This window comes from Streptomyces sp. NPDC014676 (assembly GCF_043084105.1).
GTDB lineage: Bacteria > Actinomycetota > Actinomycetes > Streptomycetales > Streptomycetaceae > Streptomyces.
Genome location: NZ_JBIBZI010000008.1, coordinates 399,829 through 425,408 on the forward strand (window position 1 = coordinate 399,829; position 25,580 = coordinate 425,408).

Genomic DNA, 25,580 nt, shown 5'->3' on the forward strand with positions numbered 1-25,580 from the left:
CATTTCCATGGTGAAGAATGACCGATTCGAGAAAGAGAACCCCGGCATGGGTAATTACAGCGGAAAGAACGCGGTGGTCACGGGCGGCGGCAGCGGAATCGGGTTCGCGACGGCGCGGCTGCTGGTGGACGGCGGGGCCCGCGTGGTGATCACCGGGCGTTCCCGGGACACGCTCGACGCCGCGCGGGAGCGGCTCGGCGAGAACGCGGTGGCCGTCCGGGGCGATGTGGCCTCCCTGTCCGACCTGGACGCCCTGGCCGGCCGGGTGAAGGACGGACTCGGCACGCTCGACGCCCTGTTCGTCAACGCCGGCATCGCGGGCGCCACCCCCTTCGAGTCGACCACCGAGAAGGACTACGACGAGCTGTTCGCGATCAACGTCAAGGGCGCCTACTTCACGGTGCAGAAGCTCGCCCCGCTGCTGGGCACGGGCGCCGGCGTCGTCCTCACCACCTCCGCCGCGAACGTCATGGGCCTGCCGGAGACCAGTGTGTACGCGGCCGGCAAGGCGGCGCTGCGCTCGATGGCCCGCACCCTCTCCCGCGAGCTGCTTCCGCGCGGGATCCGCGTCAACGCGGTCAGCCCCGGCCCCGTCGACACGGGGATCCTGGAGCTCACGATGACGGCGGAGGCCGCCGCGGAGTTCAAGGCCCAGCGGATCGCGGACAATCCGATGCGGCGCTTCGGCACCCCCGAGGAGATCGCCGGGGCGGCCGCGTTCCTCGCCTTCGACGCCACGTACACCGCCGGAGCCGAGCTCGCCGTGGACGGGGGCTACACCCAGCTCTGAACGGCCCCGGACCAGGTCTCCTGGCGCAGGAGTCCGAGCAGGGCCGTCTCCGCCGGGCCCGCGCCCTGCCGGACCACGGCGATGACGGGCTGGGACACGGGCGGGGACACCGGGCGGACGAGGTGTTCGTGACCGTGGGGCACCGCGGAGGCCGGGACCAGGGTCACCCCCAGCCCCTGGGCGGCCCAGCGTGCGGCCGTCGCCGTCTGGGACACGCGGGCGGCCGTGGTCGGGAGCAGGTCGTTGTCCCGCAGCACGTTCAGCAGCACGCCGTCGAGCGCGCTGTCGCGGTCGAACCTCACCCAGGGCTCCTCCGCCAGTTCGCGCAGCTCGACCCGGTCCGCGGCGAGCTGCCGGTGCCCCTCGCCCAGCATGACGACGAACTCCTCGTCGCCGAGGCGGTGGGCGTTGGCGGGGCTCCGCTCGCACGCCGCCATCAGGGCGAGGTCCAGCACGCCCCGGCGGCACAGCCGCTCCAGCTCCGCGGAGCTGGGCTCCTCGAAGACGGTGACCTCCAGCCTCGGGAAGCGGCGGCGCAGCGCGCCCAGCGCGCCCGGGAGCTGCCGGGTGCCGAAGCCCATCTGCACCGCGACCACCAGCTCGCCCACCAGCTCGTCGGCACCGGCCCGCGCCGTCGCCCTGGCCCGCCGCGACGCGCTCACCGCGACCTCCGCCTCCCGCAGGAAGGCGCGGCCGACCACGGTGGGCACCAGTCCGGTCGGGGTGCGGGCGAACAGTTCCACGCCGAGTTCCCGCTCCAGGCCGCGGATCTGCTGGGACACCGACGGCTGGGCGACGTGCAGCAGTTCCGCCGCCGCCGTCACCGAGCCCGCCTCGGCGACGGCCAGGGCGTACTCGTACTGACGAAGACTCATCGGTTCCCGTTCCCTCCCCGCGGTGGACCGCCGTCCACACCGTCGTCACCGTGGGCAACCCGGTTCCGGCGGCGGGGATTCCCCCACTGCCCGACCGCAGTCTCCTCCGACTGGGCCCGCTCCCGGAACCACACCGCCGGAAGCGGTCAGCGGTGGGAGTCCGCCAGCCAGCGCCGGACGTCCGCCATCGCCGTGCCGTCGCTGTCGCGGTCGATGCCGGCGGCCAGGTCCGCGATCGACACGGCGCTGAGGGCGCGGTGCCACGCTTCCTGCGCCGTCGCCATGGCACGGGCGATGGCGCACGGGCGTGCGCACTGCTCGGCGGGGACGGCCAGTGGTCCGCGTTGCCGGATCTCCGTGCACCGGTACGCCGGTTCGGCGCCGTCGATGGCCTGGACCACTTCGAGCAGGGTGACCGAGGCGGCGGACCGGGTGAGGGCGTAGCCGCCGACCTGACCGGCTGTCGCGTGGACGATTCCCGCGCGGGACAGTGCTTGCAGGTGTTTGGCCAGGTAGGCCCGCGGAATGCCGTGCAGCTCCGCGAGCCTGGTGGCCTGGACCGGGTCGCGGCTCTGACTGAGGGTGACGCAACTGTGCAGGGCCCACTCCACGCCGTTGGACAGCTTCATGGCGCCACCCTAGCGGTTCCCGGACATTTCCTGTCCGAGTTGTGGTACCAATTCGGATAGTAAGTATCCGAGATCATTTCGAAGGGGCCATGATGCAGACCCAGGGCCATCCGGCCGCCTCGGCACATTCGGCGCGCTCGGCGCTCGGACTGACCGCCGTGGCGTTGTTCGTCGCGGCGGCCAACCTCCGGCCGGCGATCGCGGCGGTGTCACCACTGGCCGACCACATCCGCTCGGACCTGCGCTTATCGGCGACCGGCCTGTCGCTGCTGACCACCGTCCCCACGCTGGCCATGGGCGTCTGCGCGCCCGCCGCCGCGGTCGTCGCCCGCCGGTTCGGGCTGCACCGCGGCGTGTTGCTGGGGCTGGCCGTCATCACCCTGGCCACCGCGGCGCGCGCCGCCGGGGCGTCCTCCTGGCTGCAACTGAGCTGCTCCGCGGCGGCCGGAGCCGGGATCGCGATAGCGCAGACCCTGCTGCCCGCCGTGGTCAAGGCCCGTTTCGCCGACCGGGTGGGGCTGGTCACCGGCATCTACACGGCCGGTCTCGGACTCGGCGGCGCGGTCGCGGCCGGGGTCAGCGCGCCGCTGGCCGACGCGATCGGCTCCTGGCCGGGCGCCCTGGCCTCATGGGCGGTCCTCGCGCTGGCCGGCGCCGTGCTGTGGTCCGTGGCCGGACGCTCTCTCGGACCGGACGGCGTCGCCACGCCGTCGGGACCGGTGACCCGCGGTCTGCCCTGGCGCAGCGCCAGGGCATGGCGCATCACCGCGCTGGCCGCGGGGAACTCCGCGCTGTACTACTGCGAACTGGCCTGGGTGGCAGCGCTGTTGCAGGACGACGGTGGCCACAGCGCCGCGGGGGCCGGTCTGCTGCTGACCGTGATGATCTCCATCCAGGTCGTGTCCATGCTGGCGGTGCCGGCGCTGCTGGGTGAAGGCCGGAACACGCGTCAGGGTCTGGCGTGGACCATCACGCTGACGGCCGTCGGGTTCCTGGGCCTGGCCTTCGCCCCGGGCGCGGCGACGTGGCTGTGGATCGTCGTGCTGGGCGTCGGCCACGGCGGTCTGTTCACCCTCGTCCTCACCCTGCCGGTGGTGGCCGGCCGCGACTCCACCGAGGCCGGCCGGATCAGCGCGATGGCCTTCTTCGTCGGCTACGCCTGTGCCGCACTGGCACCGGTGCTGGTGGGTGCGCTGCGTGACTCCACGGGCGATTTCCACCTCGCCTTCGGCCTGCTGGGCGGAGTGGCCGCCCTGATGCTGCTTCCCCTGGCCCGACTGTACGGCGGCGACGAAACGGAGGCGCGGCGGTGAGGATCACACGAGGATCCGGCCCCGCGGTCCTCGGCGTTCTGGACGCGCTCAGCGACGCCTACGCCGAGATCTTCACCGCTCCGCCCTGGTCCCACCGCTCCCCGGCCACCGCGCGGCACGACTTCCGGGAACGTCTGAAGCGGGACGTGCGCCGTCCCGGATTCCGGTCCGTCGTCGCCACGGACGAGTCCGGTGCCGTGGCGGGGTTCGCCACCGGGTGGATCACCCAGGATCCGTTCCCCACGGACCGGGCCTACGGCAAGGTGCTGCGACGCCTGGGTGCCGATCGGGTCGGTGAACTGCTGACCGGTTCCTTCGAGGTCGACGAGCTGGGGGTGCGTTCCCACGCCCGTGGGACCGGTCTGGGCGGACGGCTGCTGTCCGGGATCACCACCGGCGCGCCCGGCGGCCGCTCCTGGCTGCTGACCTGGGACCAGGCACATGACGCACTCGCCTTCTACCGTCGCCGGGGGTGGGAGGAGCCCGAGGCCGTGCACGGCGAGGAGACGGACATCGTCGTGTTCCTGTCGCCGCCGTAGCGACTCCTCTCGGGCCGCTCACCCCGGATCATGCGCGGATCCCGCACCGGCGGCGGTCACGGCTGCGCCCGCCGTCCCCGGGGGGATCAGGCGGGCGCTGCCGTGCGTGGGGGTGGGGAGGCGGTCACATGACCGGGTCGGGCTCCCGGGCCAGGTCCGCCGCGCCCACCAGGCCCGCCTTGTTGCCGAGCTGGGCGCCGAGGACGTCGGCGACCGGGCGCCAGTTGCCGCCGACCAGCCAGCGCTTGTAGGACTTGCGGATCGGGCCGAGGACCAGTTCGCCCTCGTCGGAGAGGCCGCCGCCGACGATGAAGGCGGAGGGGTCGAAGAGGGAGGCCAGGTCGGCGAGGCCGGCGCCGACCCAGCGGGCCAGCTCACGGTAGGAGTCGACGGCCACCCGGTCGCCCTGGCGGGCGGCCATGGAGACGTGCTTGCCCTCGATGCCCTCGGGGGTGCCGTTGCCGAGGGAGAGCAGGGTCTCGGCGTTCTCGGGGGTGGCGTTGGCGCGCTGCTTGGCGTAGCGGACGAGGGCGCGGCCGGAGGCGTACTGCTCCCAGCAGCCCTGCGAGCCGCAGCCGCACAGCAGGCCGTCCGGCACCATGCGGATGTGGCCGAACTCGGCGGCCACGCCGAAGTGGCCGCGGCGCAGCTTGTTGCCGATGATCACGCCGCCGCCGAGGCCGGTGCCGAGCGTGATGCAGATGACGTTGCGGTGGCCCTTGCCCGCGCCGAACTTGTACTCGCCCCAGGCGGCGGCGTTGGCGTCGTTCTCCACGACGACCGGGAGACCCGTGCGGGTCTCGACCTTCTCCTTGAGCGGCTCGTTGCGCCAGTCGATGTTGGGCGCGAAGTACACCGTCGAACGCTGGCGGTTGACGTACCCGGCCGCACCGATGCCCACGCCGACGATCTCGTGCCCCGCGCGTGCTCCCTCCACCGCGGAGGCGATGGCGTCCACGATGCCCTCGGGCGTGCCCGGGGTCGGCACCTTGTGGGTCGAGAGGATGTTGCCTTCCTCGTCGACCACGCCGGCCGCGATCTTCGTGCCGCCGATGTCGACGCCGATGGTGAGTCCCATGAATCCCTCAGTTCCGGTCGAGCCCCGCTATCGCCAACGGTACCCGAGGCGCTGCCGTGAGGGGCCCGGCGTCCGCACGGTGGGCGGCCCGGCGGGGATCATGGGAACTGTGCGGGGGACCCTGCCGTCAGTCCAGGTCGATGCGCTCGCCGGGGCCGGTGCCGGGGTCGTCGCCCCGGTCCCGGCGCTCGTCGAGGTCGCGGGGGTCGGACTCGCCGGCGGTCCAGCGGCGCTCCTGGTCCTGCACGGCGGAGCGGTAGGCGGCGAGGAGTTCGCCGCCCGCGGCGGCGAGGTGGTCGAAGACGTCGGGGTTGCGTTCGATGACGGGTTCGACGGCGGCCTTGGCCTGCTGGACGACCTGCCGCACCACCTGCTGCGCGGCGGGTCCGGCGACCGCGCCGAACAGCGGGGACCGCAGACCGGAGAGCTTGTCGGCGACCGCGTCGACGAGCTTCCTCAGCTCCTCGGCGGCGGAGCCGGGGGGCGGTCCGTACTGTGCGCGGCGGCGGGCCTTCTCCGCCTCGAGGTCCTCGGCGGCGGCGGTCGCCCAGGCGTCGGCGTGGGTCTCGGCATGGGTTTCGGCATGGGTTTCGGCATGGGTTTCGGCCGCCCGTACGTCGTCCACCGGCTTGTCGACGGTCTCGTCCCCTGCGTCGTCGGACGGGGGGAGCTGTTCGCTCATGACGGACTCCTGACTACGAATGGCACCTTCGACGGTACCCGAACGGCCGCCGTCGCCTCAGCAGGTGCGCGGCCACAGTGCCGGATCCGGCCGGAAGCGGATGCGCAGCTCGTCCTCGCGCAGGGCGGCGCCGGCGACGGTGCAGCGGCGCAGCGCGGAGGGCAGCGGGACGATGCGGCGGAACGGTCCGGCGGTGACGACGATCTCGTCGCCGCGCCGGATCAGGTCGAGTTCGTCGCGGCGGGCGCCGGGGAGGGGGAGGTGCCAGATCAGGACGCCGTCGTCGGCGAGGTGGTCGGTGACCGGCCAGTCGACGGCGGCGGGGCGCGTCGTGACGCCCGGTACGGCGAGTGCGGTCAGGTCGTCGGTGCCGCGCGGGTCGCGGCCCAGGTGGGCGACGGGGTGGACGTCGTACGACTCGCGCCACTCGTCCAGGGTCTTGCGCTGCTGGGCGACGGGTCCGGCGAGCCAGCCGGCCGCCTCGCTCTCCGGCAGGACGCGGGTCGCGATCAGCGCGTCGGTGCGCAGTCCGCGCAGGGCGAGTCCGAGGGCGGCGGTGCGTACGGCGTCGGCGCCGGCGGGGCCCGGTTCGGCGACCAGGCGCACGGCGGTGTCGCGGTCGGCGAGTACGGCCTCGACGGCGGCGAGCTGGAGGTCCAGGCGGGCCGCCGTGCCGTACAGCCATTCCGCGGGCATGGGGACGCCGGCGAGGCGGCCGAGGACGGGGCGCAGGGCGCGGGCGGCCTGCCGCTCGGGCGGGAGGAGGCGGCGCAGGTAGCGGCGGAGCTCTTCGGGGAGGGCGAGGAGGGAGAGGGCGCGGGGGGTGGGCGGGAGGTCGACGACGAGGAGGTCGTACGACTCCGAGAGTGCGGCGTCGCGCAGGGCGCGCAGGACGGCGAGTTCCTCGGCGCCGGGGAGGGGGCCGGCCTCCTCGGGTTCGAGGCGGGAGGCGCCAAGGAGGTCCAGGGCGGAGGCGGCCCGGTCCTGGAGGGCGGCGAGGTCGGCGCGGAAGTCCGCGTCGGGGTCGACGCGCTTCACTGTGAGGCGGGGGGCGGCCCCGGTGCCCAGCACGGGGCCCAGGGTGTCCGTGCGGTCGGTGCCGAGGAGCAGGGTGCGGGCACCCTCGCGGGCTGCGGTGAGCGCGGTGGCGGCGGCGGTCGTGGTGCGGCCGCTGCCGCCGGGGCCCGTGATCAGGAGGATGCGCATGGGGGTGAACCGTAGTGGACGCCGGGCGGGGGGTGTTCGCACAGCCCGGCGCTTGCGGGGCGCCTCCCCCGCTCTCGGCTGCTCCCCCACTCTCGGCTTCGCTCGAGCGGGAGGGGCCCCCATGAGCGGGAGGTACCCCCACCGCCCACCCGTGCCGCCCTGCGGCACGACTGCCCGCAGTCACGGGGGTGGGACGCCGACCCGACAGCACGATTGCCCGCAGTTACGGGGGGGGGTTACTTCGGGGCGGACTCCACCCGCTTCTTCAGACCTGCCAGGGCCCGGTCGATGATGACCTTCTCCGCCTTGCGCTTGATCATGCCGAGCATGGGGATCTTGACGTCGACGGTGAGGCGGTAGGTGACCTCCGTCGTGCCCGGGGCGGCCGGGGTGAGGATGTAGGAGCCGTCGAGGGAGCGGAGCATCTGGGACTTCACCAGGGTCCAGGAGACCTCGTGCTGCCCGGTCCAGGTGTACGCCAGGGTCTGGTCGTCCTTGATCGCGCCGGCGTCCATGACGAGACGCACCTGCTCGGCGCGGCCCTCGGCGTCGGTCGCGAGGACCTCGGCCTCCTTCACCTCACCGGTCCAGTCCGGATAGCGGGCGAAGTCGGCGATCACTCCCATGACGTCGGCCGCCGCCGCCTCGATCGTGATGCTCGAGCTGGTGTGTTCCGCCATCGCCGTGGCTCCTCCGCATGCGGGCCGTCAGTCGTCGTCGCCGCGCGCGGGGCGCACAGCGCACGCGCGTGCAGCGGAAGGCTACCGCGCGCCCGGCCGGCACCACTCATCCGACCTGGGGCGTCGTCACCATTCCAGCCGCCAGGGCCGCCCGCTGCTCGCGAAGTGCCCCACGTTCACGCACTCGGTGGCGCCGATCCGCATCCGCCGCGCCAGCGGCTGGTGGACGTGTCCGAACAGGGAGTAGCGGGGCCGGGTGCGGCGGATGGCGTCCAGCAGGGCACGGCTGCCGCGTTCGAAGCGGCGCGCGACGGTGTCGTAGACCAGCTCGGGCACCTCCGGCGGGATGTGCGTGCACAGCACGTCGACCTCGCCGACGGCCTCGATCTTCGCCGCGTACTCCTCGTCGTCGATCTCGTACGGCGTCCGCATCGGTGTGCGCAGGCCGCCGCCGACGAAGCCGAAGGTGCGGTCGCCGATCTCCACCCGCTGCCCGTCCAGCACGGTCAGACCGGGCCCCGCGTACTCCTGCCACAGGGGCGGCACGTCGACGTTGCCGTACGTCGCGTACGTCGGGGCGGGGAACGCGGCGAACAGCTCGGCGTACTGCTTGCGCACCGCCTTCTCGATCGCGGCGGCCTTGTCCATGCCGATGCCCGCCCACAGCCGCCGCTGGAACTCGCGCGCCTCCTCGAAGCGGCGGGCGGTGCGCAGCTCCACGATGAGGTCGGCGTTCTCGGTGCCGAACAGGTCGGGGAAGATGCCGCGCGAGTGGTCGGCGTAGTCCAGGAAGAGCACCAGGTCGCCCAGGCAGATCAGGGCGTCGGCGCCCTCTCCCGCGCGGGCCAGGTCACGGGCGTTGCCGTGCACGTCACTGACCACATGGACGCGTGTGCGCCGGTTTCCGCCTGGTGTGGATGCCATGGCGATCAAGGGTAAGCGTGTGCGGCCCGTGTGAACAATGGCGGGCCTACCTGCGGTTACTGGCTCGTCGGTGACGGCGTGGACTACTGTGCGCAATGAAACATCAACCTGTGTGACGCAGCGAACATCTCGCCGGGACCCCCTGTCGTAGACGCCATACCGGCGGGTAACGTCCGGGCAGTCCAGTCGTGCTCGGGATTTCAACATGTGAATTCGCGAGCACCCGCCCGAGCCTTGGACCGCACCGTCGCATCGCACAACGTCGTGGCGCCGGCGCCCTAAGAGGAGCAGCAGTCTTGCGCGAGTTCAGCCTTCCGGCTTTGTACGAGGTCCCCGCGGACGGAAACCTGACCGACATCGTCCGCAGAAACGCCGCGCAGCACCCGGACGTCGCCGTCATCGCCCGCAAGGTGGGCGGAACCTGGCAGGACGTGACGGCGACCACCTTCCTGGCGGAGGTACGGGCGGCCGCCAAGGGCATGATCGCCGCCGGTGTGCGGCCCGGCGACCGGGTCGGCCTGATGTCCCGCACCCGCTATGAGTGGACCCTGCTGGACTTCGCGATCTGGAGCGCCGGCGCGGTCACCGTGCCGGTGTACGAGACCAGCTCGGCGGAGCAGGTGGCGTGGATCCTCGGCGACTCCGGCGCCACCGCCTGCTTCGTGGAGCTCGACGCCCACGCGGCGACGGTGGAGTCCGTGCGCGACCGGCTGCCCGCGCTGGAGAACCTGTGGCAGATCGAGGCCGGCGGGATCAAGGAGCTGAACCGGCTCGGGCAGGACGTCGACGACGCGACGGTCGAGGAGCGCGGCTCGTCCGCGAAGGCGGACGACCCGGCGACCATCGTCTACACCTCCGGTACGACCGGACGGCCCAAGGGCTGTGTGCTCACCCACCGCAGCTTCTTCGCCGAGTGCGGCAACATCGTGGAGCGGCTGCGTCCGCTGTTCCGCACCGGCGAGTGCTCGGTGCTGCTGTTCCTGCCGCTCGCGCACGTCTTCGGGCGGCTGGTGCAGATCGCGCCCATGATGGCGCCGATCAAGCTGGGCTGCGTGCCCGACATCAAGAACCTCACCGACGAACTGGCCGCGTTCCGTCCGACGCTGATCCTGGGCGTGCCGCGGGTCTTCGAGAAGGTCTACAACTCGGCGCGGGCCAAGGCGCAGGCCGACGGCAAGGGCAAGATCTTCGACAAGGCGGCGGACACGGCGATCGCCTACAGCCGGGCGCTGGACACGCCGTCCGGGCCGTCGCTCGGCCTGCGGATCAGGCACAAGGTGTTCGACAAGCTGGTCTACGGCAAGCTGCGCGCGGTGCTGGGCGGGCGCGGCGAGTACGCCATCTCCGGCGGCGCCCCGCTGGGTGAGCGCCTGGGACACTTCTTCCGCGGCATCGGCTTCAGCGTGCTGGAGGGCTACGGGCTGACCGAGTCCTGCGCGGCCACCGCGTTCAACCCGTGGGACCGGCAGAAGATCGGCACGGTCGGCCAGCCGTTGCCCGGCTCGGTCATCCGGATAGCGGACGACGGCGAGGTGCTGCTGCACGGCGAGCACCTGTTCAAGGAGTACTGGAACAACCCGGGCGCGACCGCCGAGGCGCTCGCCGACGGCTGGTTCCACACCGGGGACATCGGCACCCTGGACGAGGACGGCTATCTGCGGATCACCGGCCGCAAGAAGGAGATACTGGTGACCGCGGGCGGCAAGAACGTCGCCCCTGCGGTGATCGAGGACCGGATCCGGGCGCACGCGCTGGTCGCGGAGTGCATGGTCGTGGGGGACGGGCGGCCGTTCGTGGGCGCGCTGGTCACCATCGACGAGGAGTTCCTGGGCCGGTGGTGCGCGGAGCACGGGAAGCCGGCGGGGTCGACGGCGTCGTCGCTGAGCGAGGATCCCGATCTGCTCGCGGCGATCCAGGCCGCGGTGGACGACGGCAACTCGGCGGTCTCCAAGGCGGAGTCGGTGCGGAAGTTCCGGGTTCTGCCGGCGCAGTTCACCGAGGAGTCGGGGCACTTGACGCCTTCGCTGAAGCTGAAGCGGAATGTTGTCGCCAAGGACTACGCCCACGAGATCGAGGCGATCTACGCCAAGTAGGGTGTGGTGGGGCGCGGTTCGGGGTGCCTCTTGAGCGCCGTCGGCGGGTGCGGGTTGGCTGTGGCTTGTCGCGTCCACGCGGCGGAGCCGCACGATGTCACAGCCCCGGGCCCCTGGGGAGCCGCCCCGACGTCGTTCTTCAGAGCAGCTTCTTCAGTTCCTCCGCCAACAGGTCCCAGCGCCACTTCTGTTCGACCCATTCCCTGCCCCGCTCGCCCATCCTGCGGCGGAGTTCCTCGTCGCCCAGGAGGGTGATGACGCGGTCCGCGGTCTGGTCGGGCGCGTCGCCGGGGACGACCCAGCCGGTCTCGCCGTCGAGGACCGCGTCGGGGGCGCCGCCGGAGTCGCCGGCGACGACCGGGAGGCCGGTCGCGGAGGCCTCCAGGTAGACGATGCCGAGCCCTTCCACGTCCAGGCCCCCGCGCCGGGTGCGGCACGGCATCGCGAAGACGTCACCGGCGCCGTAGTGGGCGGGCAGCTCGGACCAGGGGACGGAGCCGGTGAAGCGGACGGAGGCGCCGACGCCCGTGTCGTGCGCGAGGCGGCGCAGGTCCTTCTCGTAGGGGCCGCCGCCGACGATCAGCAGGACGGCGTCCGGTTCGGCGGCCAGGATCGCCGGCATCGCCCGGATCAGCGTGTCCTGCCCCTTGCGCGGCACCAGCCGGGAGACGCACACGACCACCGGCCGGTCGGTGAGCCCGAGCCGCGCCCGCACCTCGTCGCCGCCCGAACCGGGGTGGAAGGTCTTCTCGTCGACGCCGGGCGGCAGGTGCACCATCCGGGAGGCCGCCTCGGGGGTCAGCGCGCCGGCGATGCGGGAGCGCGTGTACTCGCCGAGGTAGGTGATCGTGTCCGTGGAGTCCCCGATCCGGCGCAGGAGCTGCCGCGCGGCGGGCAGCTGGGCCCAGCCGGCCTCGTGGCCGTGGGTGGTGGCCACGATCCGCTCGGCGCCCGCCCGGCGCAGCGCCGGTGCCATCAGCCCGAGCGGTGCCGCCGCCCCGAACCACACCGAGGTGCACCCGTGCTCGCGCAGCAGCCCGACGGCCCGCCGGGTGGCCGCCGGGGTCGGCAGCAGCATGGTCGTACGGTCGCGTACGACGGTGAAGGGCTGCTCGGCGTCGAAGGCGGCGGTGGCCTCGACGCCCTCCCGGGAGCGCTTCCAGGTGGAGGCGTAGACGACGAGCCGCTCCGGGTCGAGCCGCAGCGCCATGTTGTGCAGGAACGCCTGGATGCCGCCGGGGCGGGGCGGGAAGTCGTTGGTCACGATCAGGGTCTTGTGCATCGCCGCCGACCCTACCGAACGGGGGGTGCGCCGTTCGCCGCGGCGGTGCTCCGTGGCACGCGCACAGGTGTCCGGGACATCATGGCCCTTCACGACCGCACACCGGACGGGCAGGGAGCAGATGAAGACGACGGCCGCACGGGGGTCCCTCGCCTGGCTGCTGCTCCTGTGGGCACTGACGCGGGCCGCCCTGCTGCTGTGCGTCCTGAAGGTGATCGTCTTCCCCGGGCCGGACGTCACCAGCGACGTGTCGGTCATCTACCGGGGCTGGTACGACGTCCTGCGCACCGGAACGTTCCCGCTGGACGACGTGACCTGGCAGTACCCTCCCGCCGCGGCCCTGGCGGTCCTCTCCCCCGGCCTGCTGCCGTTCCTGGAGTACGCCACCGCCTTCTTCGTCCTGGCCTGTCTCGCCGACCTGGTCACGCTGGCCCTGCTGCGGTACGCCGGCCGTCGTCCCGGGCGGTCGCCTCGCGGCGCCTGGGTGTGGGTGGCGGGCGTGCCGCTGCTCGGGCCGACGGTGTACGCGCGCTACGACGTGATGGTGACCGCGGTCGCCGTGGCCGCGCTGCTGGCGGCCGCCCGGTACCCCCGGCTGGCGGGGGCGCTCGCCGGTTTCGGGGCGCTGGTGAAGGTGTGGCCGGCGCTGCTGCTGATCGCGGTGCGGCGGCGTGGGGCGTGGGTGTCTGCGGCGGTGACCGGTGCCGGTGTGGCCGGCCTGTTCGCCGTACTGATGCCGGGGGCGTTCGCGTTCCTGGCCTTTCAGCGGGACCGGGGGACGGAGGTGGAGTCGCTGGGGGCGCTCGTCTTCCACGTGGCGCGGCAGCACGGCTGGGAGGGGGAGGTGCTGCTCAACTACGGCTCGGTGGAGTTCCTCGGGCCGTACGTGGGCTGGGTGAGCACGGGGGCGCTGGTGCTGAGCGGGGCCGCGCTGGGGTGGCTGGTGCTGTGGCGGGTGTGGGCCGTCCGGTTCCCGGCCCACGGGGTCGCCGACGCGGCGTTCGTGGCGGTGCTGCTGTTCACGACGACGAGCCGGGTGATCAGTCCGCAGTACATGGTGTGGCTGGTGGGGCTCGGGGCGGTGTGTCTGTGCTTCCGTGAGAGCCGGATGGGGGTGGCGGTGGGGCTGGTGCTGGGGGCTTCGCTGGTGACGGTGCTGGAGTTCCCTGTGTGGTTCGCCCATGTGGTCGCCAGCGACTCGCTCGGGATCGCCCTGCTGGTTGTGCGCAACGGGCTGTTGGTGGGGGCGACGGTTGTGGCGGCGCGGGTGCTGTGGTGTGCGACGGTTCCCCGTCGGCGGTCGGCTCCCCGGGTGCCCGGGCCGGCCCGGGCCGCCGAGACGCCGGTCTCGTCCTGATCCCGGGCGGTGCGGCCGTGTGTCGTGAGCCGGGGGTGTTCGCGCGGCCCGGCGTTCGCAGGGTGCCTCCCCCACTCTCGGCTTCTCCCCCACTCCCGACTCCGCTCGAGCGGGGGGACCCCCATGAGCGGGAGGTACCCCCATCGCCCACCCGTGCCGCCCTGGGGGTACCTCCCAGCCCTTGAGGCACTGGGGGAGGCACGACTGCCCGCGGAGGGCGGGGGACGCGGAGGGCGGGGAGGGACGCGGCAGTGGATGTCCGTGGTTCCGGGAAGGTTCAGGTCAGCTGGTCCCTCACGTATTCCTGCCACCGCACTGTGAACTCCTCTCGGGTCGTCCCGAGAACCTGGCGCATCGCGGTCTCCACCGCGCCGTCGCGGTGTTCGTGTGCGCCCACGGCGCGGTAGAACTCGCCGAGGCGCTCCTCGCCCCAGTGGTCGGCGATGAGGCGGCAGGCCAGCCAGCCGCTCTCGTAGGCGCGGGCGAGGTGGTCCGCGTCGCCGGAGAAGCCGAAGTCCTCGTCGTCCGGCAGTCCGGCGGGCCCCTCGCCCCGGCCCACCGCGTAGGCGAGCTCCGGTGCGACCTCCGCGGGGGCGCGGTCGCCGTCGCGGTAGCCGACCCAGTCGGCGAATCCCTCGGACAGCCACAGCGGGGTCGCGGCGGAGGTGTGGGCGCGGGTGGCGACGTGGGTGGTCTCGTGGGTGAGGACGACCTGCCGTCCCGAGTCGCCGAGCATTCCGAAGGCGTCCGGGTTGACGATGATCCGGTCCGCCGGGGCCCGCCCGTCCGCGCCGGTGGTGCCGGTGGTGACCGCCGCGATCCCCCGGTAGGAGGAGGCGGGCGAGCCCAGCAGGCCCGCCATGCCCTCCAGGGTCTCCGGGACGAGGACGACCACGCGCCGGGCCCATCGCGGGCCCCACGCGTCGGACACCGCGGGCACCGCGCGGTCGGCCAGCTCGGCGTAGTCCCGCAGCTTCCCGTCGGACTGTCCGACACCGAGGACGAGGCTCCGCTCGCCCCGCACGGCGCGGGTCGTGCCCTGGTCCCACAGTTGCTGGCCGGACTTCTTCGCGGGCCGGTCGGAGTCGACGGACCAGCGGCCGTCGCGGTCCCGGCTCAGGCTCAGGAAGCGGGCGGTGGTGACCGGGGACCGGTCGTGGCCCTCGACGCGGTAGCTCAGGTCGGCGGAGGCGGTGGCGGTGTCACCGGTGCGGTCGAGGGCGGTGATGCGGTAGGACCAGTCCGCGAGCGGCACCGCGCGCAGGTCGGCGAACCCGGCCCGGGTGCCGGTGCGGGCGTACGCGGCGGCGTCACGGTCGAGGACGGCCTCCGCGCGGCGGTCGAGGAGGGACTGCACCTGCGCGCGTACGGTGTCGGCGGCCGGTCCCCCGCCGCACCCCACCAGGGAGACGAACAGCAGACACAGCGCCGTCAACGACGCACCCCACACCCGCCTTCGACCAGCCATCTTCCCGAGGGTACGGGCGCCGGGCCGGTGCGGTCAGATCCTGGTGACCGACGAGACGGGCATCATGCCGACCGGGTCGTAGCGCACCGGGGCGCCGGGGTGGGGCGCGTGGATCACCTGGCCGTTGCCCATGTACATCCCCACGTGGGAGGCGTCGGAGCGGTAGACGACCAGGTCACCGGGGCGTGCCTCGGACAGGGGGATCCGCCGGCCGGCGTGCCGCTGGGCCTGCGAGGTGCGCGGCAGCGCGACCCCGGCCTGGGCGTACGCCCACTGGGTCAGCCCGGAGCAGTCGAAGGCGTGCGGGCCCTCGGCGCCCCAGACGTAGGGCCTGCCGAGGGCGGAGCGGGCGGCGGCGACGGCGGCTGCCGCGCGGGCCGAGGCGGGCGTGCCGGACGGGCCGAGCAGGTCCGCGCGTGCGGAGCGGGTGGTGCGGTCCCAGGCGGCGCGTTCGCCGGCCGGGAGGGAGTCGAGCAGCCGGCGGGCCTCGGTGAGCTTGCGCTCGACGGTCCGCTTGTGCGCGGCGACGGCCTTGCGGCTCCTCTCCAGCGCGCCGAGCTTGCCGGCCGCCTCCGCGCGGTCCTGGGCGAGGGAGCGCAGGGTGCTCCTCAGCCTCTTCAGCTCGGCGGCCTGGTGGACGGTGATCCGGTCCAGTACGGAGGCCTTCTCGAGGTAGTCCTCCGGGTCCTCGGAGAGGAGCAGGGCGAGGGCGGGGTCGAGGCCGCCGGAGCGGTACTGGGCGCCGGCGAGCGAACCCAGCGACTCCCGCATGGTGTTGACGCGCGCCTGCTGCCGGGCGATCCCGTCCTGTGCGGTGGCGATCTGCCGGCGCAGTCCGTCGGCGCGCTCGTCGGCCTCGTTGTACGCCTCGGTCGCCTTCTCGGCCTCCCGGTAGAGGCGGTCCACCTCGGCCCGGGTGACGTCGTACGGCGTGGCCGCGGCCGGTACGGCGGCGAGGGCGGTGGCCGCCGCGGACAGCAGACCGAGGGCGACGGCGGCGCCCCGGTCGGATCCGGACGACGGTGCGGTACGGCGATGGGACCCCACGGGAAGCCGCGCTCCTTCCACTGGCGGACAGGGAAACGCGGCAGACAGTAGCCTCACGGCGCCGGGCGAACCTTTGGCCGAGGCGACCGCACACAGTGACGCCCCGCCTGTGACCTGCGTCAGAGGCGGGGCGCGGGGAAGATCAGCGCGACGGGGAATCCCCCGAACGGCGGCAGCTAGACACGGACGCCGAACATGAACGGGCCGCCGATGGTGTTCATCGACTCGTAGCGCACGACGGTGCCGGTGCGCGGGGCGTGGATGATCTGGCCGTTGCCCGCGTAGAGGCCCACGTGGTGCAGGTCGTTGAAGAAGAAGACGAGGTCGCCGACCTTGAGCTGGCTCACCGAGTAGATCCTGGTGCCGTCGTTGGTCTGGGCCTCGGAGGTGCGCGAGATGCCGACGCCGGCCTGTGCGTAGGCCCAGGAGGTCAGGCCGGAGCAGTCGAAGGAGGACGGGCCGGTGGCGCCGTAGACGTAGGGGGTGCCGAGCTTGCTCTGGGCGGCGGCGAAGGCGGCGGCGGCGCGGCCGGAACCGGCCGGGACGTTGACGTTGAGCGCGTCACGCTCGCTGGCGCGGGTGGCGCGGCTCTCCTCCTCGGCGAGCTGGGCCTTCTCCGCGGCGGTGAGGCTGTTGAGCAGCTTCTGCGCGGAGGAGAGCTTGCTCTGGACTTCCTTCTTCTTCTTGCCCAGTTCGGTGCGGGTGGCGGAGAGGTCCTTGAGCTTCTCGGCCGCCTCGGAGCGCTGCTGGGCGAGCTCGCGCTGCTTCCCCTGGATCTCCTTGAGCGCGTCGACCTGCTGGGTGCTCAACTGGTCGAGCGTGGACGCCTTGTCGAGGTAGTCGTCCGGGTCGGCGGAGAGGAAGAGCTGGACGGAGGGGTCGATGCCGCCGCTGCGGTACTGGGCGCTGGCCATCGAACCGAGGCCGTCGCGCAGTTCGTTGAGCTCCTGCTGGCCCTTGGCGACGTTGTCCTGGATCGTGGAGATCTCCTTCTGGAGCTTCTCCTGCTTCTCCTTGGCGCCGTTGTACTTCTCGGTGGCCTGCTCGGCCTGCTCGTAGAGCTTGTCGACCTTGGCCTTGACCTCGTCCTTGCTCGGCTTCTCGCTGGGCGCGGCATTGGCGGCCTGCGAGCTCATGACGACAGCGGCAGCGGCAGCGGTGGTGAGCACGGTGACGCGTGCGCGGCTCGGCTGCTTGGGACGACGGTGGGACGCCACGGAGACGAGCTCCTTCTCGAGAGTGATCGCGCGAGCGAGGGTTCGAAGAGAGACCCTAGTGATTCTCTTGTGATCAGTTCAAATCCCCGGACACAAAATCTCCGTTACAGCGCGTTTATTCGACCTGAATTCACCTGCAGTGACGCCTCTTTGACGCTACGTTGCGTGACGGTTCCGTCAATTCGGGCAAAGATCCCGTACGTTGTACGAGGGACGGATGTGAATCAGATATTAGGAAAGCCTCTTGAGGAGCACCGCCGACGCGACGGGGCGTGCGCCCGCGCGGGCCACCCCGTCGGCGACCTCGCGGTCGGTGGAGGCGACGATGACGGGCCGCCCCGGCGGCTCGGCGCGCACCAGCTGGCGGATCAGCTCGTCGGCGGTGACGCCCGGCTTGGAGAACAGCACCCGCACCCCGCGCGGCGGCGCGAGCAGCACCGGCACGGCCAGTTCGGCGCCGTCGAAGACGCACGTCACCTCGGCGCCGGTCTGGGCGGCGAGCTGGGCGAGCTGGCCCAGGAGCCTGAGCCGCTGCTTCTCCAGGGGCATCTGGGGATAGCCGGTCTTGGTGACGTTGTAGCCGTCGACGACCAGATGGGCCTGCGGCAGCGCCAGCAACTGGTCGAGGACGGCCGGGTCGTGCTCGGACAGCGCGCGGTTGGCGATGTCCTTCGGGGTCATGCGGCCGGGCTCGACGGCGTCCACGGTCTCGGCGGGCCGGACGGACACGGGGGGCAGCGCCAGCTCCCGGCGGAGTCCCTGGGCGGCGTCCAGGACGGTGTCGAGGAGCAGCCGGACCCGCATGTCCTCCACGCTGCGGCCCTCCCGGGCGGCCCGGCGGGCGGCCTCCAGGGCGGCCTCGGTCTCTCCCAGCCGGGCCTTGAGGCGCCGGCTCTCGCTCTCGGCGGCCGACACCTGGGCGTTCCCCTCGGCGCGCACGGCCTCCATCTCGCCCCGCAGCTTGCGCACGGCGGCCTCGCCGCGCTTGACGTCGCTGAGGGCGGAGCGCAGCTTGCGGTGCAGCGACTCGGCTTCCTTCTTCGCCGACTCCAGCTCGGTGCGCAGCCGTTCGGTCTCGGACCTGGTGTGCTCACGGGCCCGGGCGAGTTCGTCGCGCAGCCGCTCCAGCTCGGCCCGGGTCTCGTCGTCGGCGCGCTCGGCGTCGGCGCGCTGGGCCTCCTCGCCGGCGGCGGTCACCAGCTTGACCCAGCCGGCCGGGCGGAGCACATAGGCCGCGGCCGCCACGTCGAGCGGGTCCGCGGCCGGGGGCGGGGAACCGGAGTCGAGGGCGCCGGTCAGTTCCGGCTGGGCCTCTCTGAGCTTCTCCCCGATGCGCTGCCGGAACAGCGGATCGGTCTCCAGCGCCGCGGCCATGGCGTTGCCGGCGAACTTGGCGCGGCGGTTCGGGGCGAAGCGCGCGTACTGCCGGAGCTGGGCGGGCAGCTCGGCGACCGTGAGCCCGCCGAAGCCGTCGGCGACGATCTGCACGACCCGGCGGCGCACTCCGTCGGGCAGCGGACGGTCGAGCACCTCGGCGGCGCCGTCCTGCGGCCCCCCGCCCGTGGTCTCCACCATCCGTCACACCCCAATGTCCGTGTGCGACCCCGCGTACGGGGTCGCCGTCAGCGGATCCCTCCCCCGCTCTCGACTTCGCTCGAGCGGGAGGGACCCCTTCGCTCAGGAGCCGGCACCCGGCCTGTCCACGAGTTCCACCTGGTCCACCGCGTTGCACCAGCGGCACCGCACCGACTCGATGGTCTCATCGAGCACCTCGCGCTCCTCGACCGTGGGCTCCCCGGCCAGATCGAGGTGGACGTACTCGACGACCTTCGACGAGCGGGTCACGTCGAAGCGGGTGAGGTTGCCGCAGAGGGTGCAGCGCCACCGCGTCGAGGCGGTCGGCAGAGGAACCGTCATCGTGGCTGTTCGCCTTCCTTCCAGTGTCCGTGACACACCGGATCCCCGGTGCGTATGGCTCGTAACCCTACGGCCTGGCGGGTCCCCGCCGCCCGCCCGTCCACGGCGGCGAGGCGGTCTGTGCGGTTGCGTCCGGTTACGTCATGCTCTGTATTCATGATCCGTGACTGGAGTGCGTCGGCCGCCGGGGCGATCCGGGGCACCTCCGCCCCGGTGACCCGCACCCTCATCGTGCTGTGCTGCCTGGTCTTCCTGGCCGGGCCGGCCTCCGGCCTGCATCCGGCCCACGGCTCCGGGGTGGAACTGCTGGAGGCGCGGAGGGCCTATTTCCGGCACTGGGGCGTCATTCCCGCAGACCTGTTCGAAGGGTCCCCCAGGGCCGTCCTCACCCCCGCCACGGCGCTGTTCGTGCACGGCGACTGGGTGCATCTGCTCGGCAACATGCTGTTCCTCCACGTCTTCGGAGCGATGACCGAGGCACGGATGGGCCGGGTGCGGTTCACCCTGTGCTACGCCGGCTGCGGCTATCTCGCGCTGCTGGGGTACGCCGCCGCCAACGCGGACTCCGAGCGGTCCCTGGTCGGTGCCTCAGGGGCGATCTCGGCGGTGCTCGGCGCGTTCCTCTTCCTGTTCCCCCGGGCCCGGGTGACCAGTCTCCTGCCGTTCCTGTTCTTCCTGCCGGTACGGCTGCCGGCGTGGGTGGTGCTGCCGTTCTGGGCGGCGCTGCAGTGGGCGGCGGCGGGGCGGGCGGGCGAGGGGCCGGGGGTGGCGTACCTGGCGCACCTGATCGGGTTCGGGCTGGGCTTCGGCTGCGCGTGGGTGTGCTCCGGCAGGGCGACTACAGTGAAGGCCACCCCTGCTCCGGCCCCCGAGGGAGAGAACCAGCCGTGATCACCGCGATCGTCCTCATCAAGACCAGCGTGGACCGGATCCCCGAGATCGCGGAGCGGATCGCCGCGCTGGACAGTGTCAGCGAGGTCTTCTCCGTGACCGGCACGTACGACCTGATCGCCATGGTGCGGGTGCGTGAGCACGAGGACCTGGCGGAGGTCATCCCCGGTCGGATCAGCAAGATCCCGGGGGTGGAGGGGACCGACACGCATGTGGCGTTCCGGACGTACTCGCAGCACGATCTGGAGGCGGCGTTCGCCATCGGGCTGGACAGCTAGCGGTTCGCCGGGGGTGGGGGCGGGCATCCTCCGGTCGGTGCCGGTCCGGGGTGCATCGGCCACTTTCTTCGCCCCCGCCGCCCCTTCCCGTCCCGACCCCGGGGCTTCGCCCCGGACCCCGCTCCTCGAACGCCGGAGGGGCTGACTCTCAGCGGACGGATGACTTTCAGCGGACGGATGAAGAGTTCTTCATCCGGCGCTCATCCGGGGGCTCCGGTGCGGTGCGCAGGATCGGGGCATGGTCTTCACTCGCCGGATGGCGGCGCTCGCCGCCGTCGTGCTGATTCCGCTGGGCGTCGCCGCGACCAGCTTCGCGCTCGCCGACAGTCCCGAACCGCCCAAGGTGCCGCCCCAGGTCGAACTGGACAGCGGCTCACCCACTCCGACGTCCACGGCCCCGTCCGCGCGGCCCGAGCCGACGCCGAGCGACGAGGTCGTCTCCCGGCCTCCGGTGACCGACAGCCCAGCGGATGAGGACGATGACGACGACCGAGGCCAGGACTCCCCGGACGACGGCCCCGGCGGGGACGACGGACCCGGCGACGACGGCTGACGCCGCCCGTCGGCGGGTCTCCGCCCGGGTCCGCATCCTGCTGTGGCTGCTGTTCGTCATGGCGGTCGCGCTCGCCTCGGTCGCCATGACCACCCGCTCCTTCCTGCTGCGGGACGTCGACCACCGGATCAACGGGCTGCTCGCCCAGGAGGCGGGCGAGTTCGCCAACTTCGAGGAGCGCGGCTTCGATCCGGAGACGGGCCGCCCCTTCACCGACCCCGACCGGCTGCTGCGGGTCTTCCTGGAACGGCAGTACGCCGACCCGGACGAGGAACTGATCGGCCTGGTCGCGCGGAAGAGCGGCGGCCCGGCGAAGCTCACCCAGCCGCGCGACCTGCCCGTCGCCCTGCCCCTGCACCGGGACGGCGACGCCCGGCGCCGCGTCTTCGACTCGCCCGACGCCTCCGGTGTGCTGCACCGGCCCGAGGGCGAGATCCGCTGGGCCAAGGTGGCCGTGACCCGGCACGGCGGCGACGCGCCCGAGGCGGCATTCGTCGTCGCCTTCCACCCCGAGCGCGAAGTGGCCCGGGTGGACGAGGTGTTCCGGGTGCTGCTCGCCATCTCCGGGGTCGCCCTGCTGCTGACCACCGGCATCGGCTGGGCGGTCGCCGGGCGGATCCTGCAGCCCGTACGGCTGGTGCGCACCGCCGCCGCGCAGCTCACCGAGCAGGACCTCACCCGCCGTATCCCGGTGCGCGGCCGCGACGACATCGCGGCCCTCGCCGAGACGTTCAACGCGATGCTCGACCGGCTGGAGCGGGCCTTCGCCGCCCAGCGCCAGTTCGTCGACGACGCCGGCCACGAACTGCGCACCCCGATCACCATCGTGCGCGGCCACCTGGAGCTGATGGGCGACGATCCGGCCGAGCGCGAGGAGACCGTCCGGCTCGTCACCGACGAACTCGACCGGATGAGCCGCATCGTGGAGGACCTGCTGCTGCTCGCCAAGGCCGAACGCCCCGACTTCGTCCGCCCCGAGCCGGTCCAGCTCGCCGAACTCACCGCCGACGTCTACGTCAAGGCCCGCACCCTGGGCGAACGCGACTGGCAGCTCACGGAGACAGCCGACCGGGAGGCGGAGCTGGACCCCCAGCGGATCACCCAGGCGATGGTGCAGCTCGCGCAGAACGCGGTGCAGCACACCACGGCCGGCCAGACCATCCGCATCGGCTCCCGCGCGCGGGGTTCCTGGATCGAGCTGTACGTCGCCGACTCCGGGCCCGGTATCCGGCCGCAGGACCGTGAGCTGGTCTTCGAACGCTTCCGGCGCGGCACCTCCCGGCGCGGGGCGCGCGGTTCGGGCGCCGGGCTCGGCCTGTCGATCGTCAAGGCGATCGCCGAGGGCCACGGCGGCCGGGTCCGCCTGCACGACACCGAGGGCGGCGGCGCCACCTTCGTACTCACCCTGGGAGACACACGGACGTGAACCGGATCCTGATCGTCGAGGACGAGGACCGCATCGCCGCCTTCGTGGAGAAGGGCCTGCGCGCCAACGGCTTCACCACCACCGTCGTCCCCGACGGCGAGGCCGGCTACGAGTACGCCCTGACCGGCGGTTTCGACCTGGTCGTCCTGGACATCGGGCTGCCCGGCCGGGACGGCTTCACCGTGCTGCGCGAACTGCGCGAGTCCCGGGTGACGACCCCGGTGATCGTGCTGACCGCGCGGGACTCGGTACGGGACACGGTGGCCGGTCTGGAGGGCGGTGCCGACGACTGGATGACCAAGCCGTTCCGCTTCGAGGAACTGCTCGCCCGGGTACGGCTGCGGCTGCGCACGGCGGCCCGGGCGCCGGAGGTGACGGTGCTCAGGTCCGGCTCGCTCAGCCTCGACCTGCGCACCCGCCGCGCCCGCGCCGGGGAGCGCACCGTCGATCTGACGGCCCGTGAGTTCGTGCTGCTGGAACTGTTCCTGCGCCACCCCGGGCAGGTGCTCTCCCGCGAGCAGATCCTCTCCCACGTGTGGGGCTACGACTTCGACCCGGGCTCCAACATCGTGGACGTCTACGTGCGGGCGCTGCGCAAGAAGCTCGGCGCGGAGAAGGTGGAGACGGTCCGCGGGATGGGCTACCGCCTCCCCGCGTGACGGCCCCCGCCGCCGGGTGAAGTTCCCTTCATCTCCGGCTCATCGACGGCTCACCGCCCCGGTGGATCGTCGATGACGTGACACTGAACCCCCGCCTGACCGCGGCCCTGTGCGTGGCGCTGTCGCTGTGCGCGCTGCTCGCGGTCCCCGGCACCTTCCCCTGCCTCGGCGGGGACGCGCGCCTCACCCTCGCCGTGTTCGCGCTGGCGACCTGCGCGTGGGTCGGTACGCCGATCGACGACACGTACATCGCGCTGGGCGCCGGACTCGCGCTGACGGTGACCGGGGTGATCAGCAGCGACACCCTGTTCGGCACCCTGGGCGACTCGACGGTGTGGCTGCTGATCTGCGCGTTCGTGCTGGCCGCCGCGGTGAGCCGGACCGGGCTCGCGGGGCGGGCGGCGGCCTTCCTGGTCGGCGGGGCCCGTACGGTACGGCAGTTGACGCACCTGACGACGGCCGCGCTGGTCGTCACGGCGTTCGCGGTGCCGGCCACCTCCGGCCGGGCGGCGCTCGCCCTGCCGGTGTTCCTCGCCCTCGCCGAGGCACTCGCCGACCGGAAACGACTGGTGGTGATGCTGGCGCTGCTGTTCCCGACCGTGATCCTCCTGTCGGCGGTGGCGACCCTGATCGGCGCGGGCGCGCACCTGATCACCGTGTCGGTGCTGTGGGAGGCCACCGGGGAACGGGTCGGCTTCACCGAGTGGCTGCTGCTCGGGCTGCCACTGGCCGTGGCCTCCTCCCATCTCGCCGCCGAGGCCGTCCTGTTGACCACCACCCGGCGCGCGGACCGCGAGGGCGGCGTGCACATCACCGCCGAGGAGATCCAGCGGCACAGCGACCGCCCGGTCACCGGCCCCTGGACCCAGGCCGAGAAGCGCTGCGCGCTGCTGCTCGCCACGGTCGTCGCCCTGTGGTGCAGCGAGCCGCTGCACCGGGTGTCGCCGGCCATGGTCGCGCTGATCGGCGCGGTCGTCGCCGCCTCGCCGGCGCTCGGCACCGTACGGCTGAAGGACGCGCTGAGGACGGTGCCCTGGTCACTGCTGCTGTTCATGGCGGCGACGATGGCGATGGGCGTGGCGCTCGCCGAGTCGGGCGCGGCGGAGTGGCTGGTCGGGGGAGTACCGGCGGGGATCACGCCGGTGGTGTTCCTGGCGGTCGTGATCTCCGTCAGCACGGCCGCCCATCTGATCCTGCAGTCCCGTTCCGCCCGCTCCTCCGTGCTGGTCCCGCTGGTGGTCGCGGCGGCCGTGGGCGCCGGGGTGAACCCGGTCGCGGCGGCGCTCGCCTCCACCGCCGCCGCGGGCTTCTGCCACACGCTCCCGGCCTCCGCGAAGCCGGTCACGCTCTTCGCGGACATCCCCGGCACCCCCACCTACACCCCGCGTGACCTGCTGCGGCTGTCCGCCGTACTGGCCCCGCTCACCGCCGCCCTGGTCCTGCTGTTCGCCGCCCTGGTGTGGCCGCTGCTCGGCGTCCCCGTGACCCGCTAAGGAGTTCCCCTCATGCTGAACCGTGTCGTCGTAGCCCCCAGCGGTTTCAAGGAGTCGCTGTCCGCCCAGGCCGCCGCCGACGCCATCGCGGCGGGCGTCCGCCGGGTGCTGCCGGACGCCGAGATCGACCGGATCCCGCTGGTGGACGGCGGTGAGGGCACCGCCTCGGCGCTGGCCTCGGCGACCGGCGGCCGGCTGGTCGCGCTGGCCGCCACCGGCCCGGTCGGCGAACCGGTCGGCACCCACTTCGCGCTGCTCGGCTCCGGGGACACGGCGGTGGTGGAGATGGCGGCGGTCGCCGGCCTCTCCCTCGTCCCCCGCGCCCGGCGCGATCCGGGCGCCACCACCACGTACGGCGTCGGGGAACTGATCCGCGCCGCCCTCGACCAAGGCGTACGGCGGATCCTGGTGGGTTGCGGCGACTCGGGCACCTCCGACGGCGGCGCGGGCGCGCTCCAGGCGCTCGGCGCGCGACTGCTGGACGCGGACGGGGTTGAACTGGAGCCTGGTGGGCGGGAGTTGAAGCGCCTGGCCCGCATCGACCCGGCCGGGCTCGATCCCCGCCTCGCCGGTGTGGAACTCCTCGTCGCCTGCAACCCCTTCAACGTGCTGTGCGGGGAGCGGGGCGTGGCCCGGGTGTTCGGCCCGCAGAAGGGGGCGACCCCGGAGCAGGTGGAGGAGTTGTCGGCGGCGCTGGAGAACTGGGCGCGGGTGCTGACCCGCGATCTGGCCGTCACCGGCGCCGATCTGCGCCTCGGCCGCGGTACGGGCGCCTCCGGCGGACTGGGCGCCGGGCTCGCCGCCTTGGGCGGGTCCCTCCTGCCCCGCTTCCAGGTCCTGCTGGACCACCTCGACCTGGACGCCCGGCTGGCCCGCGCCGATCTGGTCGTCACCGCGGAGGGCGCCCTGGACCACCAGACGCCGCGCGGCAAGGTCCCGGCGGAGGTGGCGCGGCGCGCCAAGCTGTCGGGGCGGCCGGTGCTGGCGCTGGCGGGGACGCTCGGGGAGGGGGCGGGGGAGGTGCCGGGGGTGGACGCCTGTCATGGCATCCTGCCCGCGCCGATGGCCCTGGCGGAGGCGCTGGTCCGCGGCGCGGAGCTGCTCACCGACGCGACGGAGCGTGCGCTGCGCATGATCGTGCTGGGTGCGCGGTTGCCCGCGTCGGCTCACACCTAGTTTTTCG

Annotated in this window: 25 protein-coding genes; 12 read left to right on the forward strand and 13 right to left on the reverse strand. The window is 73.0% G+C overall.

Annotated features, from left to right (window positions below; genetic code table 11):
* Nucleotides 1-46 precede the first annotated feature (46 nt).
* Nucleotides 47-790: an SDR family oxidoreductase gene (locus tag ACF1DX_RS24320; RefSeq protein WP_391793225.1), complete on the forward strand. Its 744-nt coding sequence runs from the start codon at nt 47-49 to the stop codon at nt 788-790.
* Here ACF1DX_RS24320 and ACF1DX_RS24325 read toward each other — a convergent pair.
* Complete coding sequence (locus tag ACF1DX_RS24325) at nt 775-1,665, reverse strand: LysR family transcriptional regulator (protein ID WP_391793226.1); 891 nt, start codon at nt 1,663-1,665, stop codon at nt 775-777. The two genes, ACF1DX_RS24320 and ACF1DX_RS24325, sit on opposite strands and share 16 nt — an antisense overlap.
* 146 nt (nt 1,666-1,811) lie before the next feature.
* Nucleotides 1,812-2,294 carry an RrF2 family transcriptional regulator gene (locus tag ACF1DX_RS24330; RefSeq protein ID WP_391793227.1) on the reverse strand — a complete coding sequence of 161 codons (483 nt, stop codon included), beginning with the start codon at nt 2,292-2,294 and terminating at the stop codon, nt 1,812-1,814.
* 89 nt (nt 2,295-2,383) lie between these two features.
* On the opposite strand from ACF1DX_RS24330, the gene ACF1DX_RS24335 reads away from it, so the two are divergent.
* Together ACF1DX_RS24335 and ACF1DX_RS24340 are read left to right on the forward strand one after the other, a co-directional pair.
* Complete coding sequence (locus tag ACF1DX_RS24335) at nt 2,384-3,607, forward strand: CynX/NimT family MFS transporter (RefSeq protein ID WP_391793228.1); 1,224 nt, start codon at nt 2,384-2,386, stop codon at nt 3,605-3,607.
* Entirely contained in the window at nt 3,604-4,146 is a 543-nt protein-coding gene (locus tag ACF1DX_RS24340; RefSeq protein WP_391793229.1) for a GNAT family N-acetyltransferase, read from the forward strand. Before ACF1DX_RS24335 ends, ACF1DX_RS24340 begins: the two co-directional genes overlap by 4 nt.
* 124 nt (nt 4,147-4,270) lie before the next feature.
* On the opposite strand, the gene ACF1DX_RS24345 is transcribed toward ACF1DX_RS24340, so the two are convergent.
* The 5 genes from ACF1DX_RS24345 to ACF1DX_RS24365 all read right to left on the reverse strand — a co-directional run bounded on the left by ACF1DX_RS24345 (nt 4,271) and on the right by ACF1DX_RS24365 (nt 8,716).
* Nucleotides 4,271-5,224, reverse strand: coding sequence for an ROK family glucokinase (locus ACF1DX_RS24345; RefSeq protein ID WP_391793230.1), 954 nt, complete (start codon nt 5,222-5,224; stop codon nt 4,271-4,273).
* Nucleotides 5,225-5,351: 127 nt separating this feature from the next.
* Nucleotides 5,352-5,906 (reverse strand): DUF5304 domain-containing protein, encoded by a 555-nt coding sequence (locus ACF1DX_RS24350; RefSeq protein ID WP_391793231.1) that lies wholly within the window; start codon nt 5,904-5,906, stop codon nt 5,352-5,354.
* A 57-nt stretch (nt 5,907-5,963) separates the two neighbouring features.
* Nucleotides 5,964-7,112, reverse strand: a complete 1,149-nt coding sequence (locus tag ACF1DX_RS24355; RefSeq protein WP_391793232.1) for an ArsA family ATPase — start codon at nt 7,110-7,112, stop codon at nt 5,964-5,966.
* A 236-nt stretch (nt 7,113-7,348) separates the two neighbouring features.
* Nucleotides 7,349-7,792 carry an SRPBCC family protein gene (locus ACF1DX_RS24360; RefSeq protein WP_344556043.1) on the reverse strand — a complete coding sequence of 148 codons (444 nt, stop codon included), beginning with the start codon at nt 7,790-7,792 and terminating at the stop codon, nt 7,349-7,351.
* A gap of 126 nt (nt 7,793-7,918) precedes the next feature.
* Complete coding sequence (locus tag ACF1DX_RS24365) at nt 7,919-8,716, reverse strand: metallophosphoesterase (RefSeq protein WP_391793233.1); 798 nt, start codon at nt 8,714-8,716, stop codon at nt 7,919-7,921.
* Between the two features lie 296 nt (nt 8,717-9,012).
* Here ACF1DX_RS24365 and ACF1DX_RS24370 point away from each other — a divergent pair, with 296 nt between their 5' ends.
* Entirely contained in the window at nt 9,013-10,809 is a 1,797-nt protein-coding gene (locus ACF1DX_RS24370; RefSeq protein ID WP_391793234.1) for an AMP-dependent synthetase/ligase, read from the forward strand.
* Between the two features lie 139 nt (nt 10,810-10,948).
* On the opposite strand, the gene ACF1DX_RS24375 is transcribed toward ACF1DX_RS24370, so the two are convergent.
* Entirely contained in the window at nt 10,949-12,091 is a 1,143-nt protein-coding gene (locus ACF1DX_RS24375) for a glycosyltransferase family 4 protein (protein WP_391793235.1), read from the reverse strand.
* A 121-nt stretch (nt 12,092-12,212) separates the two neighbouring features.
* Here ACF1DX_RS24375 and ACF1DX_RS24380 point away from each other — a divergent pair, with 121 nt between their 5' ends.
* Nucleotides 12,213-13,448 carry a glycosyltransferase 87 family protein gene (locus ACF1DX_RS24380; protein WP_391793236.1) on the forward strand — a complete coding sequence of 412 codons (1,236 nt, stop codon included), beginning with the start codon at nt 12,213-12,215 and terminating at the stop codon, nt 13,446-13,448.
* 277 nt (nt 13,449-13,725) lie between these two features.
* Here the strand turns inward: ACF1DX_RS24380 and ACF1DX_RS24385 are convergent, their stop codons facing one another.
* From ACF1DX_RS24385 to ACF1DX_RS24405, 5 genes are all read right to left on the reverse strand, one after another.
* Nucleotides 13,726-14,916, reverse strand: coding sequence for a hypothetical protein (locus ACF1DX_RS24385; RefSeq protein WP_391793237.1), 1,191 nt, complete (start codon nt 14,914-14,916; stop codon nt 13,726-13,728).
* A 33-nt stretch (nt 14,917-14,949) separates the two neighbouring features.
* The gene (locus ACF1DX_RS24390) at nt 14,950-15,963 is read right to left on the reverse strand and encodes an NlpC/P60 family protein (protein WP_391793238.1); all 1,014 of its coding nucleotides are present in this window, start codon (nt 15,961-15,963) and stop codon (nt 14,950-14,952) included.
* A gap of 176 nt (nt 15,964-16,139) precedes the next feature.
* A complete protein-coding gene (locus tag ACF1DX_RS24395) occupies nt 16,140-17,180 on the reverse strand; it encodes an NlpC/P60 family protein (protein WP_391793239.1) in 1,041 nt (346 codons plus the stop codon).
* A gap of 231 nt (nt 17,181-17,411) precedes the next feature.
* Complete coding sequence (locus tag ACF1DX_RS24400; RefSeq protein WP_391793240.1) at nt 17,412-18,755, reverse strand: NYN domain-containing protein; 1,344 nt, start codon at nt 18,753-18,755, stop codon at nt 17,412-17,414.
* Between the two features lie 102 nt (nt 18,756-18,857).
* On the reverse strand, nt 18,858-19,097 hold the full coding sequence (locus ACF1DX_RS24405) for a hypothetical protein (protein ID WP_142195855.1): 240 nt from the start codon (nt 19,095-19,097) through the stop codon (nt 18,858-18,860).
* A 156-nt stretch (nt 19,098-19,253) separates the two neighbouring features.
* Here ACF1DX_RS24405 and ACF1DX_RS24410 point away from each other — a divergent pair, with 156 nt between their 5' ends.
* The 7 genes from ACF1DX_RS24410 (at nt 19,254) to ACF1DX_RS24440 (ending at nt 25,573) form a co-directional block, all read left to right on the forward strand.
* Nucleotides 19,254-19,988, forward strand: coding sequence for a rhomboid family intramembrane serine protease (locus tag ACF1DX_RS24410; RefSeq protein ID WP_391793241.1), 735 nt, complete (start codon nt 19,254-19,256; stop codon nt 19,986-19,988).
* Nucleotides 19,985-20,266, forward strand: a complete 282-nt coding sequence (locus tag ACF1DX_RS24415; RefSeq protein ID WP_030820493.1) for an Lrp/AsnC family transcriptional regulator — start codon at nt 19,985-19,987, stop codon at nt 20,264-20,266. The genes ACF1DX_RS24410 and ACF1DX_RS24415 overlap by 4 nt, the downstream gene beginning before the upstream one ends.
* A 238-nt stretch (nt 20,267-20,504) precedes the next feature.
* Nucleotides 20,505-20,819: a hypothetical protein gene (locus tag ACF1DX_RS24420; RefSeq protein WP_030859085.1), complete on the forward strand. Its 315-nt coding sequence runs from the start codon at nt 20,505-20,507 to the stop codon at nt 20,817-20,819.
* Nucleotides 20,746-22,245: an ATP-binding protein gene (locus ACF1DX_RS24425; protein ID WP_391793242.1), complete on the forward strand. Its 1,500-nt coding sequence runs from the start codon at nt 20,746-20,748 to the stop codon at nt 22,243-22,245. Before ACF1DX_RS24420 ends, ACF1DX_RS24425 begins: the two co-directional genes overlap by 74 nt.
* Nucleotides 22,242-22,904: a response regulator transcription factor gene (locus tag ACF1DX_RS24430; RefSeq protein ID WP_391793243.1), complete on the forward strand. Its 663-nt coding sequence runs from the start codon at nt 22,242-22,244 to the stop codon at nt 22,902-22,904. Before ACF1DX_RS24425 ends, ACF1DX_RS24430 begins: the two co-directional genes overlap by 4 nt.
* Before the next feature lie 77 nt (nt 22,905-22,981).
* A complete protein-coding gene (locus tag ACF1DX_RS24435) occupies nt 22,982-24,397 on the forward strand; it encodes an SLC13 family permease (RefSeq protein ID WP_391793244.1) in 1,416 nt (471 codons plus the stop codon).
* Nucleotides 24,398-24,409: 12 nt separating this feature from the next.
* Entirely contained in the window at nt 24,410-25,573 is a 1,164-nt protein-coding gene (locus ACF1DX_RS24440; RefSeq protein WP_391793245.1) for a glycerate kinase, read from the forward strand.
* The last annotated feature ends 7 nt before the right edge of the window (nt 25,574-25,580 follow it).

Excerpts from the sequence above, each read along its gene's own strand:
- ACF1DX_RS24345 (WP_391793230.1), bottom strand. The coding sequence starts at position 5,224 with ATGGGACTCACCATCGGCGTCGACATCGGCGGCACGAAGATCGCGGCC.
- ACF1DX_RS24425 (WP_391793242.1), top strand. The coding sequence starts at position 20,746 with ATGACGACGACCGAGGCCAGGACTCCCCGGACGACGGCCCCGGCGGGG.
- ACF1DX_RS24420 (WP_030859085.1), top strand. The coding sequence starts at position 20,505 with ATGGTCTTCACTCGCCGGATGGCGGCGCTCGCCGCCGTCGTGCTGATT.
- ACF1DX_RS24380 (WP_391793236.1), top strand. The coding sequence starts at position 12,213 with ATGAAGACGACGGCCGCACGGGGGTCCCTCGCCTGGCTGCTGCTCCTG.
- ACF1DX_RS24360 (WP_344556043.1), bottom strand. The coding sequence starts at position 7,792 with ATGGCGGAACACACCAGCTCGAGCATCACGATCGAGGCGGCGGCGGCC.
- ACF1DX_RS24410 (WP_391793241.1), top strand. The coding sequence starts at position 19,254 with ATGATCCGTGACTGGAGTGCGTCGGCCGCCGGGGCGATCCGGGGCACC.
- ACF1DX_RS24325 (WP_391793226.1), bottom strand. The coding sequence starts at position 1,665 with ATGAGTCTTCGTCAGTACGAGTACGCCCTGGCCGTCGCCGAGGCGGGC.
- ACF1DX_RS24440 (WP_391793245.1), top strand. The coding sequence starts at position 24,410 with ATGCTGAACCGTGTCGTCGTAGCCCCCAGCGGTTTCAAGGAGTCGCTG.
- ACF1DX_RS24335 (WP_391793228.1), top strand. The coding sequence starts at position 2,384 with ATGATGCAGACCCAGGGCCATCCGGCCGCCTCGGCACATTCGGCGCGC.
- ACF1DX_RS24355 (WP_391793232.1), bottom strand. The coding sequence starts at position 7,112 with ATGCGCATCCTCCTGATCACGGGCCCCGGCGGCAGCGGCCGCACCACG.
- ACF1DX_RS24400 (WP_391793240.1), bottom strand. The coding sequence starts at position 18,755 with ATGGTGGAGACCACGGGCGGGGGGCCGCAGGACGGCGCCGCCGAGGTG.
- ACF1DX_RS24385 (WP_391793237.1), bottom strand. The coding sequence starts at position 14,916 with ATGGCTGGTCGAAGGCGGGTGTGGGGTGCGTCGTTGACGGCGCTGTGT.
- ACF1DX_RS24365 (WP_391793233.1), bottom strand. The coding sequence starts at position 8,716 with ATGGCATCCACACCAGGCGGAAACCGGCGCACACGCGTCCATGTGGTC.
- ACF1DX_RS24375 (WP_391793235.1), bottom strand. The coding sequence starts at position 12,091 with ATGCACAAGACCCTGATCGTGACCAACGACTTCCCGCCCCGCCCCGGC.
- ACF1DX_RS24330 (WP_391793227.1), bottom strand. The coding sequence starts at position 2,294 with ATGAAGCTGTCCAACGGCGTGGAGTGGGCCCTGCACAGTTGCGTCACC.
- ACF1DX_RS24350 (WP_391793231.1), bottom strand. The coding sequence starts at position 5,906 with ATGAGCGAACAGCTCCCCCCGTCCGACGACGCAGGGGACGAGACCGTC.
- ACF1DX_RS24405 (WP_142195855.1), bottom strand. The coding sequence starts at position 19,097 with ATGACGGTTCCTCTGCCGACCGCCTCGACGCGGTGGCGCTGCACCCTC.
- ACF1DX_RS24320 (WP_391793225.1), top strand. The coding sequence starts at position 47 with ATGGGTAATTACAGCGGAAAGAACGCGGTGGTCACGGGCGGCGGCAGC.